This window comes from Lentzea atacamensis, from assembly GCF_003269295.1.
Lineage (GTDB): Bacteria > Actinomycetota > Actinomycetes > Mycobacteriales > Pseudonocardiaceae > Lentzea > Lentzea atacamensis.
The window spans coordinates 863,990-876,543 of sequence record NZ_QLTT01000003.1; the positions used below are offsets into that span (position 1 = coordinate 863,990).

General features: G+C 67.9%; 12 protein-coding genes. 5 read left to right on the forward strand and 7 right to left on the reverse strand.

Annotated features, from left to right (window positions below):
- Positions 1-23 precede the first annotated feature (23 nt).
- The 4 genes from C8D87_RS18370 to C8D87_RS48595 all read left to right on the forward strand — a co-directional run bounded on the left by C8D87_RS18370 (position 24) and on the right by C8D87_RS48595 (position 3,919).
- The gene (locus tag C8D87_RS18370; protein WP_112227590.1) at positions 24-1,037 is read left to right on the forward strand and encodes an MmgE/PrpD family protein; all 1,014 of its coding nucleotides are present in this window, start codon (positions 24-26) and stop codon (positions 1,035-1,037) included.
- Positions 1,038-1,174: 137 nt separating this feature from the next.
- Positions 1,175-1,843 (forward strand): alpha/beta fold hydrolase, encoded by a 669-nt coding sequence (locus C8D87_RS18375; RefSeq protein WP_233442165.1) that lies wholly within the window; start codon positions 1,175-1,177, stop codon positions 1,841-1,843.
- Positions 1,844-1,981: 138 nt separating this feature from the next.
- Positions 1,982-3,355, forward strand: coding sequence for a DUF6351 family protein (locus tag C8D87_RS18380; RefSeq protein WP_215732370.1), 1,374 nt, complete (start codon positions 1,982-1,984; stop codon positions 3,353-3,355).
- Positions 3,356-3,796: 441 nt separating this feature from the next.
- Entirely contained in the window at positions 3,797-3,919 is a 123-nt protein-coding gene (locus tag C8D87_RS48595) for a hypothetical protein (protein ID WP_267899868.1), read from the forward strand.
- A gap of 56 nt (positions 3,920-3,975) precedes the next feature.
- Here C8D87_RS48595 and qcrB read toward each other — a convergent pair whose 3' ends face one another.
- The 5 genes from qcrB to ctaD all read right to left on the reverse strand — a co-directional run bounded on the left by qcrB (position 3,976) and on the right by ctaD (position 9,633).
- A complete protein-coding gene (gene qcrB / locus C8D87_RS18390; protein ID WP_112227593.1) occupies positions 3,976-5,574 on the reverse strand; it encodes a cytochrome bc1 complex cytochrome b subunit in 1,599 nt (532 codons plus the stop codon).
- On the reverse strand, positions 5,571-6,692 hold the full coding sequence (gene qcrA, locus C8D87_RS18395; protein ID WP_112227594.1) for a cytochrome bc1 complex Rieske iron-sulfur subunit: 1,122 nt from the start codon (positions 6,690-6,692) through the stop codon (positions 5,571-5,573). Before qcrA ends, qcrB begins: the two co-directional genes overlap by 4 nt.
- A complete protein-coding gene (gene qcrC, locus C8D87_RS18400; protein ID WP_112227595.1) occupies positions 6,689-7,477 on the reverse strand; it encodes a cytochrome bc1 complex diheme cytochrome c subunit in 789 nt (262 codons plus the stop codon). Before qcrC ends, qcrA begins: the two co-directional genes overlap by 4 nt.
- Positions 7,478-7,623: 146 nt before the next feature.
- A complete protein-coding gene (locus C8D87_RS18405; protein WP_112227596.1) occupies positions 7,624-7,875 on the reverse strand; it encodes a DUF3040 domain-containing protein in 252 nt (83 codons plus the stop codon).
- A gap of 3 nt (positions 7,876-7,878) precedes the next feature.
- Positions 7,879-9,633: an aa3-type cytochrome oxidase subunit I gene (ctaD, locus tag C8D87_RS18410; RefSeq protein ID WP_112227597.1), complete on the reverse strand. Its 1,755-nt coding sequence runs from the start codon at positions 9,631-9,633 to the stop codon at positions 7,879-7,881.
- Between the two features lie 536 nt (positions 9,634-10,169).
- Between ctaD and C8D87_RS18420 the strand changes: the two genes are divergently transcribed.
- Positions 10,170-11,147, forward strand: coding sequence for an anti-sigma factor RsbA family regulatory protein (locus C8D87_RS18420; protein ID WP_233442166.1), 978 nt, complete (start codon positions 10,170-10,172; stop codon positions 11,145-11,147).
- 56 nt (positions 11,148-11,203) lie between these two features.
- Here the strand turns inward: C8D87_RS18420 and C8D87_RS18425 are convergent, their stop codons facing one another.
- A complete protein-coding gene (locus C8D87_RS18425) occupies positions 11,204-11,566 on the reverse strand; it encodes a SpoIIE family protein phosphatase (protein WP_233442167.1) in 363 nt (120 codons plus the stop codon).
- A 10-nt stretch (positions 11,567-11,576) separates the two neighbouring features.
- Complete coding sequence (locus C8D87_RS18430) at positions 11,577-12,485, reverse strand: universal stress protein (RefSeq protein WP_112227600.1); 909 nt, start codon at positions 12,483-12,485, stop codon at positions 11,577-11,579.
- Positions 12,486-12,554 lie beyond the last annotated feature (69 nt).

Sequence of the window (12,554 nt, forward strand, 5' to 3'; positions counted from 1 at the left end):
CTCGGGTCCTGGGCAGCCGCACTGTGTTTCGACGATCTCAGCGAGCACGCGGTCCACACGGTCCGCCAACGTTTCGTCGACACCCTCGCTGCGGGCTCGGTGCGTTCCACGCCGAGCCGAGCCGGGCGGCACGACGTCTCGCCCGTGCCCTTCCCCTGGGACCGTCCACAGCGCTGGGCACGAGTGACCGCACCACCGCGGACGTCGCCGCGTTCGTCAACGGGACCATGGTGCGGTACCTGGACTTCAACGACGGCTACATCGGCCTGGAGCCGGGGCACCCCAGTGACAACATCCCGGCGTGCCTGGCGGTCGCCGAGGCCGAAGGGCGCACCGGTCGTGACCTGGTCACCGCCGTCGCGCTCGGCTACGAGGTCCAGGTCCAGCTGCAGGACGCCGCAAACCTCTACCGCCGCGGATGGGACCACGTGAACTACGTGCTCGTGTCCGCCACCCTCGCCGCGGGCAAGCTCACGGGGCTCGACGCCGGGCAGCTCACCCAGGCGGTGAACATCGCAATGAACGGGCACACATGGGCGGGACGATCCTGGGCAAGGACCCGGAGAAGTGGCGCCCCACCACTCGCGAGACCGCCGTCCACAGCCTTCCGTACACAGTGGCCCGCGTGCTCGTCGACGGGGGAGCTGACGGTGTCCTCGTACGATCCGGACGCGCTCGCCGACCCCGCGGTCGCGGCATTGATGGCGCGCGTAGAAGTTCGAGGGGACCCCGTCCTCACGGCGATGTTGCCGGCTCGCATCCCCAACCGGGTCACCATCCGTCTCACCTCCGGCGACGAACTCGTCCGCGAGGTCCTCGACGCCCCCGGTGGGCACGGGACGCCGATGACCGACGAGCAGTTCGAAGAGAAGTTCACCGCCCTGGTAGCTCCGCTGACGTCGGCGGAGCGATGCGGCCGGTTGCTCGACGAGATCTGGAACGTCGACCGCGCCCCAACCGTCACCGCCCTCACCGGCGCCCTGGTCGTTGTCGACGATCACCCGACACTGGACGGACCTTCAAGGGAGACCTCGTGATCCGTGTCGCAGACCTGCCGGATGCGCACCCAGGCCGTCGGCTGCTGACCGGCCGCACACCCTTCTTCGTCGCACCGACCGAGCCGCGCTGCAGTTACTGTCTCTACGCCCCCAGGGGCCGGGCCCCGGAGACCGAAATGTCAGTAGTGGTGGGCGTGCACGGCACTGGGCGCAACGTGGGAGCGCTGCGCGAGGGGCTCATTCCCTTTGCCGAACGCCACAACCTCATCGTCGTGACACCACTGTTCCCGGCCGGCATCGACGATCCGGACGACGTGCACAACTACAAGGCCATCGACGCCCACGGCATCCGGTTCGACCTGGTGCTGCTCGAAATCCTGGAGCAGGTCCGGGTCCGGTGGAACGCCCAGGTCGACAAGGTGATGCTGTGCGGGCACTCCGGTGGCGGCCAGTTCGCCCATCGATTCCTCTACCTGCACCCGGACCGGCTCGCCGCCGTCGCGGTCAGCGCACCGGGCCGCGTGACTCTCCTCGACAACTCGCTCACCTGGCCGGAAGGCACCGGCGACAGCCAGCAGCGGTTCGGCATCACGGTGGAGCCTGAGGCGGTCGCCCGCGTGCCGGTGCTACTCGTCATCGGCAGCGAGGACGACGGGCGGGCCGACCTGGCCGCCACGGGCTACCCGGGCCGCAGCCGGCCGGAGCAGCTCGACCGCCTGGCCGAAAGCCTGACAGGGCACGGAACCGTGACCCGGAAGGTCGAGGTCCCCGGGGTGGGCCACAGTGCCGCGGGAACGCAGCCGCCGATCGTCGACTTCTTCGCCGGCTTGCTGGCCGACGCCTGACCCGCGGTTGTCACCTTCCGGAATATGCCACTGCCACACCAAAACATGAGGGAGCAAGTTCCTTTGACCACACCTGTCGCGCCCCCGCATGGCTCCTGGCGGCTTTCAGCTCGTCGGCGACTGGCAGTAGTAACAGCAGTGCTCGCCGCCGCGCTCCTGGGAACGCTCGGCAGCCCGCCCGCCACGAATGCCCGTACCGCGCAGCCCACGGCTGCCGCCTGCCCGTCCATCCTGGCAGGCAAGGCCAGGTGTTACACCGGCCAGGAGACCAACGGCGCCTATTACACGATGGCCGTCCCGAAGCGTTGGAACGGCTCCCTTGTCGTGCATGCCCACGGCGGGCCTGACTTCTCCTACGACCCGTCCAGCACCACCGAGGACCTGGCGCGCTGGGCGGTGATGGTCGACGAGGGATACGCCTGGGCCGGCTCGTCGTACCGGCGCGGTGGCTATGGGGTCAGGATGGCCGCCGCCGACACAGAAGCCGTGCGCCGCCTGTTCGTCGACCGTTTCGGCCGACCCGGCCGTACCTATCTCCACGGCCAGTCCTGGGGTGGCAATGTCGCCGCCAGGGTCGCTGAGACCTACGGCGGGCAGCGCGGCGCCTACGACGGAGTGCTGCTGACCAACGGTTTCCTGGGCGGCGGCTCGCGCGGCTACGACCACCGCGTGGACCTGCGAGTGGTCTACCAGTACTACTGCCGCAACCTGCCTCGTCCGACGGAACCGCAGTACCCGCTGTGGCAGGGGCTTCCCGCCGACTCGACCATGACACCCGCCGACGTCCATGATCGCTTGCAGGAGTGCACGGGCATCGACGCCGCCGAGCGGACAGCGCTGCAGCAGCGCAACCTCGACAACATCCTCGCCGTCACCCGCATTCCGGAGCGCTCGCTGGAAACGAGTCTGCTCTATGCGACCTTCCTGTTCCAGGACATTGTGTTCAAGCGGCTCGACGGCCGTAACCCGTTCAGCAACGTAGGTGTGTCGTACGACGGTTCACACGACGACAGGGCACTCAATGCAGGTGTGGCCCGATTCTCCGCCGACCCCACCGCGCACCGTGACCTCTCCTACGACAGCGACCTCACCGGTCAGGTATCCCTCCCGGTCCTCACCCTGCACGCGATCGGCGACCCGCAGGTCTTCGTGGAACACGAGGCGGCCTACCGCGCCACGCTCCAGAGCGCCGGCCAGGACAGGCATCTCGTCCAGACGTTCACGAAGGAGTCCGAGCACAGTGAACTGAGCAACTCGGAGTACGCCAACTCCATCTCCGCGCTCGACAAGTGGGTGCGTACAGGCCAGAAACCCACTCCGCGGTCGATCGCACGTTCCTGCAACACGTTCGACAGCACCTACGGCAGCGGGTGCTTCTACGACCCGGAGTTCCGTCCCGCGCCGTACGGCACAAAGATGCGGCCACGGCCCGGCGGCCTGCGCTGGCCGGCGATGACCGCCGAACAAGAGCGTGCCTGGAGCCGGATCGAAGGTGTGGGGATCGCTCCCTGAGAACGCACAGCGACACCACTGGCGGCGGCTGGCGCTGTGCGTGCCGAGAAGTACGTCCGCGCAGGTCAGTACGCATCGGCGTGTTACCGGTCATCCGGCATGATCGCGGCTCGTGCTGGTTCGCCTCGCCTACCGCGTAGTCCTGCCCCGCCGGCAGCTGCACCTTCACCAGCAGCCGTCCCTCCGGATCGCGTGCGCCGCGGCCGTCCTCGAGGAGCCGGACCTGCTTGCCGTCGAGAGTGCTGCGCGCGAAGGCGACGAGTTGTTCGACACCCGTGGTGTGCACGCTGGGCCTGTGCGGTGTGCCCGACGCCCGTGCCGCTGTTGCCGAGATGCACCGCGTGTTGCGCAGCCGCGACAGCTGTTTTGCTTGATCACGGCGGCAGCCGGATCATACCGTCCATTTAGGATTGATCTTGGGTCGAGAAGCTGAGTGCGCGGATGTACGGCGACCACCAGACCCGCCGGCCGCTTCTGCCGGTCGAGCAGTCCGGGTTCACCGCGCGGCGCCAAGAACGGTTGAAGCTCGCACCGTGGAACGCCTCGCCGCAGGTCAAAGCCTGAGCTGTGCGTCCGCTGTGTCCGTTCCGGGCTCAGACCGCGCTGCGTATCCGGCCGATCTATTGTGGACTGTCTTCTCCGCTCAGCGTGCCCTCGGACGCACCGGTCGTTGCGCGTGCGTTTTCGAGTGCTGTGACTTCTTCTGGCGGGTCCGGCCGCCACAGAGTTCCGGAGAGCGGGCGTCCGGCGAGTCCGAGGTCGTTCATGCGCTTGGGCAGAGGGGTGGCTTGGTACGTCAGCGGTTTCTCGGCCAGTGGCTGGTGCACCTCGATGAACTGGCCGTGCGGCAGCCGTTTGATCACGCCGGTGGCGATGCCGTGCTCCAGCACTTCGCGGTCTGCGCGTTGCAGTCCGACGCACGCGCGGTAGGTCAGGAAGTAGGCCAGCGGCGGGAGCACCAGCATCCCGATGCGGCCGGCCCAGGTCATGGCGTTGAGCGAGAGCTGGAACTTCTCGGCTATGACGTCGTTGCCGCCCGAGACGAGCAGGACGCCGAAGAACGTGATCGACATGGCACCGAGGCTGGTGCGCACCGGCACGTCCCTGGGGCGCTGGATCAGGTGGTGGTGGGCGTGGTCACGGGTGAGGCGGCGCTCGATCCACGGGTACAGAGCGGCGAGGCCGAGCATGACCAGCGGCAGTATCACCGTGGGCCAGAACTGGGCGGGGATGCGGTAGTTGCCGAGGTAGGTCTCCCACGGTGGCCACAAGCGGGTGGAGCCGTCCAGCCAGCCGATGTACCAGTCGGGCTGGGAGCCTGCCGAGACGTGCGCGGGGTTGTAGGGGCCGAACAGCCAGATGGGGTTGATCTGGAACAGTCCGCCCATCAGCCCGAGCACGCCGACGACGGCGGCGAAGAACGCGCCGCTCTTGACCGCGAAGACCGGCAGGATGCGGACGCCGACGACGTTGTTCTCGGTGCGTCCCAGGCCGGGGAACTGGGTGTGCTTCTGGTACCAGACCAGTGCGAGGTGCGCTGCGACCAGGGCGACGATGATCGCCGGAAGCAACAGGACGTGCACGAGGTAGAGCCGGGGGATGATCTCTGTGCCGGGGAACTCGGACCCGAAGATCAGCCAGTGCAGCCACGTGCCCGCAACCGGGATGGACTGCACGATCCCGGACATGATCCGCAGGCCCGTGCCGGACAACAGATCGTCGGGCAGCGAGTAGCCGGCGAACCCCTCCGCCATGCCGAGGATGAACAGCAGGACGCCGATCACCCAGTTCATCTCACGTGGTTTGCGGAAGGCGCCGGTGAAGAACACCCGGAACATGTGCACGACGATGGCCGCCATGAAGATGAGCGCGGCCCAGTGGTGCACCTGCCGGACGAACAGGCCGCCGCGCACCTCGAACGAGATGTCCAACGCGCTCTCGTACGCCCGTGACATGTCCATGCCGCGCAGGCCGTCGTAGCTGCCGGTGTAGACCACCTCCTCCATCGAGGGATCGAAGAAGAGGCCGAGATACGTGCCGGTCAGCAGCAGCACGACGAAGCTGTAGAGCGCCACCTCGCCGAGCAGGAACGACCAGTGCGTCGGGAACACCTTGTTGATCTGCCGCCGGACCGCGGCGGCGAAGTGCAGGCGGTCCTCGGCGAATCCGGCGGCGCCGGCGACGATCCGGCGCGGTGGCCTGGTCGGACGCGTGCTCATGGCTGCAGCTCCCAGAATCCCGGGCCGACGACCTCGGCGAAGTCACCGCGAGCGGTGAAGTAGCCGTCCTCGCCGACGGTGATCGGCAGCTCCGGCAGCGGTCTGGTGGCCGGGCCGAAGATCGGTACGGCGCCCGCGAAGACGTCGAACTGCGACTGGTGGCACGGGCACAGCAACCGTCCGGTCTGCTGTTCGTACAACGACGCCGGACAGCCCAGATGCGTGCACACCTTGGAGTAGGCGTAGAAGTCACCGTGGTGGAAGTCCTCCTGGCCGGGCCGGGTCGTGACCGGGGTGCCGGGCCGGAAGCGGAACAGCATCACCGCGCTGTCGGCGCGGCGGAGTGCGGCGTGCAGCTTCTCCGGATCTTCACGTTCGGATTCACGGAACGGAAAGACCGTCACGTAGCCGCCCGCGCGCAGGTCCTCCGGCCGGACGAGCACGACCTCGTCCGGGACTCCGGTGTCCAGCCGCAGGTAGACCGTCTCGCCGTTGGTTTCCTTCCACCCGGTGTGCCACAGCGAGTCCGGGCTGTCGCTGCGTTTCCACGGATCCCGCACCAGCGGCCCGATCGCCATGACCCCGAGGCCGACGCCGAACAGCCCTGCGGAAGTGGCCGCGACACGCCGGAAAGCGGTGCGGCGGTTCAGTCCACCACGGGTGGCGGCATCGCGGAACTCGGCGGCGACCGTGCGTTTGTCCGCCTCCGCCGAACTACCGGAATGTCGTTGCTGGACCGCGAGTTCCTGCGGAAGGAACTTCTTGGCGTAACCGACGGCACCGACCGCGAGACCGAACAGCGTCAGCCCGAACGTCAAGCCGACCATCGGCGTGTAGAGCGTACGGAGGTGGTAGCCGGGTGCGCCTGGCGGGCGGTAGTCGTACGGCCAGAACACGAACACACCGATCAAGGCGAGCGCGGACAGACCGGCGAGCACGAACCAGCCGATGACGTGCCGCATCGCGCGCCGTTCCATGGTCGTGCCCGGCACCGGCCACCGGTCGGCGTACTGCACCAGTTCCACGTCGTCGAGGCGTGTCCCGAGCCGGACCAGCTCGTCGTCGCTCATGCGGTCCAGCTCCTCGGCCCGGATCCCGTCCTTGTCGCGTTCGCTCATGCGCGCGCCCCGATCCAGAGGGCGAGCAGCACGAGGGCGGCGATGCCGACCACCCATGCGACCGCGCCCTCGGACACGGGCCCGAGTGTGCCGAGGGGATGACCGCCGTAGTTGTTGCGTTCGTGCTGCACCGAATCGACGTAGGCGATGATGTCGCGCTTCTCGTCGGGGGAGAGCTGCCGGTCGCCGAACACGGGCATGTTCGACGGGCCTGTCAGCATGGCGGTGTAGATCTGCTCCTCGTTCGCCGGATCGAGGCTGGGCGCGAACTTTCCGGAGGTGAGCGCACCGCCCCGGCCGGTGAAGTTGTGGCAGGCGGCGCAGTTGAGCCGGAACAGCTCACCGCCACGCGCGACGTTCCCGCGCAGCGCGGTGCCCCGCTCGTCCGGCATCTCGGCGCCGCCACCGAAGCTGTGTACGTACGCCATGAGGGCGCGGATCTGGTCCTCGCTGAACTCGGCGGGCTTGCGCTGACCCTGCGCCTGCTGCCGGGGCAGCGGCATGCGTCCCGTCGACACCTGGAAGTAGACCTTCGCCTCGCCCGCCCCGATCAGGCTCGGCCCCCGGCCTTCCACGCCCTGCAGCTGCGGGCCGTGACAGTCGACGCAGGAGTTCAGGTAGAGCTGCTGGCCCTGTCGCGCCAGGCCGGCGTCCTGTGCGGCCGCCGTTTGCCGCTGCGGGGTCAAGGCGCTCGCGACGATCCCGGCGGCGACGAGCGCCAGCAGCAACGAGAACCAGCGCCGGAGCCGGCGCTGGCGAGGGGAGGTGCGCTTTCCTTGCGGCATAACCGCTCCCGTGCCGTCGAACGGGTGGTGGGCCCGGCTGGGCTACCACCTGGGGCCGGGTTCAATCCGATTGCGCGCTATTCCCGGTCAGGTGAGCCACTGGCCGCCGGTGACACTGAGGACCTCTCCGTCGGTGAACAACACCATCAACCGGTCGGCTTCGCGGCGCACGACCGTGCCCCCGACCCCACTGTTCGTGGCGTACAACGAGTTCGGCGGAGCACGCCGGTCGCCACGCACGCCACGCCGGCGAGATCGACGGTGAGCCGCACGGATCGGCGGTTGGCGTGCAGCGGTTCGGCACCGGGTGCGCTCAGTGCCGCGGCCAGATCCGGGTCGTTGACGGCGAGCCAGCGCTCGATCCGGCGGAGCTCGTGGCGTTCGTGGGCGGAGTCCACGGGTCAGTGCTTCGTGTCGCGGTCGGTCGGCGCGAGCACCTTGTCGGTGGTCTTGTCGATGTCGGCGGGTCCTGGTTTGGTGATGGAGACGTGCGACTCGTTGCGCATGCGTTCGACCATGTGCGGGTAGTGCAGCTCGAACGCCGGCCGCTCGGACCGGATCCTCGGCAGTTCGTGGAAGTTGTGCCGTGGCGGGGGCGAGGTGGTGGCCCATTCCAGCGAGTTGCCGAAGCCCCAGGGATCGTCGCGTCCTGCGGGTTCGCCGTAGAGGTAGCTGCGGGCGATGTTGTAGAGGAACGGCAGCACGGACAGGCCGAGCACGAAGGACCCGATGGTGGAGAAGGTGTTGAGAACCGTGAAGTTGTCGCTGGACAGGTAGTCGGCGTAGCGGCGGGGCATGCCCTGGTTGCCGAGCCAGTGATGGACCAGGAAGGTGCCGTGAAAGCCGAGGAACGTCGTCCAGAAGTGCAGCTTGCCCAGCGGTTCGTTCATCATCCGGCCGGTGATCTTGGGGAACCAGAAGTAGATGCCCGCGTAGGTGGCGAAGACGATGGTGCCGAAGAGGACGTAGTGGAAGTGCGCGACGACGAAGTACGTGTCGGTCACGTGGAAGTCGAGCGGCGGTGAGGCGAGCAGGATGCCGGACAGGCCGCCGAACAGGAACGTGACGATGAACCCGAGGCTGAACAGCATCGGAGTCTCGAACGTGAGTTGTCCCTTCCACATCGTGCCGATCCAGTTGAAGAACTTGATCCCCGTCGGTACGGCGATGATGAACGTGGTGGCGGAGAAGAACAGCAGCAACACCGCGCCAGTGGCGAACATGTGGTGCGCCCACACCACCACCGAGTACAACGCGATTGCGATCGTCGCGAAGACCAGGCCCTTGTAGCCGAAGAGCGGTTTCCGGCTGAACACCGGGAAGATCTCCGACACGATGCCGAAGAACGGCAGCGCGACGATGTAGACCTCGGGGTGGCCGAAGAACCAGAAGAGGTGCTGCCACAGGATCACGCCGCCGTTGGCCGGGTCGAACACGTGTGCGCCGAAGTGGCGGTCGGCGAGCAGGGCGAGCAGGGCCGCGGTGAGGATCGGGAACGCGAGCAGCACCAGCACCGACGTCACCAGGATGTTCCAGGTGAAGATCGGCATGCGGAACATCGTCATGCCGGGCGCGCGCAGGCAGACGATGGTGGTGATCATGTTCACCGCGCCGAGGATCGTGCCGAGACCACCGACCACGAGCCCGGAGATCCACAGGTCGCCGCCGATGCCGGGGGAGTGTCGCGCACTCGACAACGGCGTGTAGGCGGTCCAGCCGAAGTCGGCCGCGCCTGCCGGGGTCAGGAACGATCCCACGACGATCAGGCCGCCGAACAGGAACAACCAGTAGGAGAAGGCGTTCAGGCGCGGGAACGCCACATCCGGCGAGCCGATCTGGAGTGGCACCACGAAGTTGGCGAACCCGAACACGATCGGTGTCGCGTAGAGCAGCAGCATCACCGTGCCGTGCATGGTGAACAGCTGGTTGTACTGCTCGTTGGACAGGAACTGCAGGCCGGGCCGGGCGAGTTCACCGCGCATCAGCAACGCCATCACGCCGCCGACCATGAAGAAGCCGAACGACGTGATCATGTACATGATCCCGATCAGCTTGTGGTCGGTGGTGTTCAGCAGCTTCAGGAAGGCGGCGCCCTTGCGCCCATGAGCGGTCCTGTTCGGGTGCGGAACGACCGGGCCGGGCTTCAACGTGGTCATGGTTCCCCCTCGGCGATGCACGGCAGGCGCGCCGCGCAGTGCCCGGGCTACCCCGCGGAATCCTCACGACACCTGCCGGAGCGCGTCCATCCAGGCGAATCTCCATGGCGCGCGAAGCTTTCTGACCTGCAGTTTCGGTGGTGTGCGCGGGAAAGTTCGTTGCGGAGCGCTGGAAGCCGGTGTGCGTGTGGTGAACGATGAGTTGCACGAGCTCGTAGACGCCTACGGGTGGCGACCTGGTATCGGAGTGCCGGCCAGGAGCGCGTTGAGGTGGATGCCATCGGTGTTGCGCGCTGTGCCGGCTCAGTCTGAGGTGGACACGTCGAGCGAGTCGCCCGCCCAGTTCTGGTGCGTTCGACAGGCGAACAAGTTGGTGCGCTGGACGAACGTCTGCGTCCTGGGACGCCTGCGGTGAACCAGTGAAACGGGTTTTTGCTGCGAATCACCGCCGCGGGGTGCGCACGGAGGAGGTAACGTCCGAATTGTGTGTCCCCAAGCTTCAGCGTGTTCTCGGGCGAGAGGGTGGACGACACGACGTGACCACCATCGAATCTGACGCCTGGACAGTCCCGCCTGCGGGACCGTTCGTGCATCCAGCCCTGTTCTACGTGTCGGACGACGAGTATCTCGCGGTGCTCGTGCCGTTCATCGCCGAGGGCGTGGCCAGCGATCAGCCGGTCGCCGTGGCGGTCCCCGCTGCACGCCTGGAGCTGCTGCGCTCCGCTGCCGGAGATGCGGCGGACAGGGTGACGTGGGTGGACATGACCCAGGCGGGCCGCAATCCAGGGCGGATCATCCCGTTGGTGCTGCGCCGGTTCGCCGACGCGCACCCGGACCGGCACGCGCGCATCGTCGGCGAACCGATCTGGCCTGGCCGTACCGCCACCGAGTATCCGGCCTGCGTGCAGCACGAAGCGTTGATCAACCATGCGTTCGCCGGCAGCGACGTCACCATCCTGTGCCCGTACGACACAGTCGGGCTGGAGGACCACGTGGTTGCCGATGCGCGCGCCACCCATCCCGTGGTGTGGGAGCCGAACCGCCGGTATTCCAGCGATCTCTACGCGCCTGACGAGGTGGTGGCGCGGTACAACCAGCCCCTGCCAGAGCAGCCGGACGTGGACGAGCTCCCGGTCACCGAGCCGACACAACTCAGTGCCGTCCGCCGCTGGGCCGCCGAACGGGCCCGCAGGCACGGACTTGAGGCGGATCGGATCGCGGACCTGGAGTACATCGCCACCGAACTGGTCACGAACAGCCTGGTCCACACGCCCGGTGGATGCCGGCTGCGACTGTGGCGTCACGAGAACCACGTGGTCTGCGAGGTCCGCGACACCGGACAGCTGGCCGACCCCCTCGCCGGACGGAGACCCCGGCCGCCCGGACTGCGCGGCGGACGTGGGGTGCTGCTGGTCAACCAGTTCGCCGATCTCGTCCGCGTCCACGCGACCCCGCACGGCACCACCATCTACGCCTTGCTCCGCCCGGCAGCCGGGACAACCTCGGGCGACTAGGCTTTCCCAGGGAAGCCGACTTTTCGCAGCAGGCCCTTCATTCCTCGATTCAGCGTTCAACGGCCTGGTCTGTGGCGGAGTGCGAGTACGCAAATGTCGTCGCGAGCTTCCTGCGGGGCGACGGCGTTGATCACCGCCGGCACGAGGTCGTCAAGGCGTTCGGGCAGATGCGGCGCTGTCACGGCGTCGCACAGGGATTGGATGCCCGTGTCGATGTCGTTCTCGCGGTGTTCCACCAGTCCGTCGGTGTAGACGACCAGCACGTCACCCGGTCGTAGCGATGTCTCGAACGTGACGGCCGGTCGGCAGGAGCCCGTGGTGGCGCCAAACAGCACCACCGCGAGCGCCCCGCAGCGCCGGATCGTCGATCCTGATGTTCTTTCGATGGCACGCAGTGCGCGTTGCTCCCGGCGGCTCACGGCATGGGGCTCATCGCGATGTTTCCGCGTGAGTGCTCGGATCCGGCCTCACGACGACGACCGGGCAGGGGGAGTGGTGCAGCAGCGCGTGGCTGACGGAGCCCAGCACGAGGCCGGCCGCGCTGCCCCTGCCGTGCGACCCGACGACCACCAGCTGCGCCGAGCTGGCGGTCGCCTGCTCGATCAGGGCGTGCGCGGGTCCGTCGCTCACGACCACGCGCCGCACCTCGACATCGGGATACTTCTCGCTCCACCCCGCCAGCCGCTCGGCGAGCAGCCGATGCTCCTCGGCTTCGGCGGCGTCCCACTCCACCGGCTCCGTCACGGCAAAGGCGACCGCGTGGTCGTTCCACGCGTGCACCGCGATCAACGGCACTCCGCGCGCGTCCGCCGCGTCGAACGCGAACTCCAGTGCCGCCTCACTGACCGGTGAGCCGTCGATGCCGACGACGACCGGTCCGGTGTCGGACGAGTCGTCGCCGCGCACGACGACGACCGGGCACTCCGCCTGGGCGGCCAGTCTGATCGCGACCGAACCGATCAGCAACGACGTGAACCCGCCGAGGCCGCGGTCACCGATCACGAGCAGCCCGGCCGTGCGCGACTCGGTGACCAGCAGCGGCACCGGGAAACCGTCGAGGGTCAGCTCGGAGATCTCCACACCCTCGGCGACGTGCCGGGCCGCCTTGGCAGCAACGGCGACCGTCCTCCAGGTGTCCGCCAACATCGACTCCCGGTAGCCGCCGAGTCCAGGGTCGCCGAGGTGCCGGTGCCCCGACCAGCCGAAGGCGCTGACCAGGTACACAGGCGCGCTGCGCCGCGCGGCCTCGCGCGCGGCCCATCGGGCGGCATCGAGGGCTGAGGACGATCCGTCGATGCCGACGACGATCGGCAGGTTCTTGTCTTGCCACTGTCCCATTGCGTGCTCCTGTCCGAAGTGGCCCTGTGCCAACTAGGACAGATCTGGCCGCGGCGTTGTGACATGGGC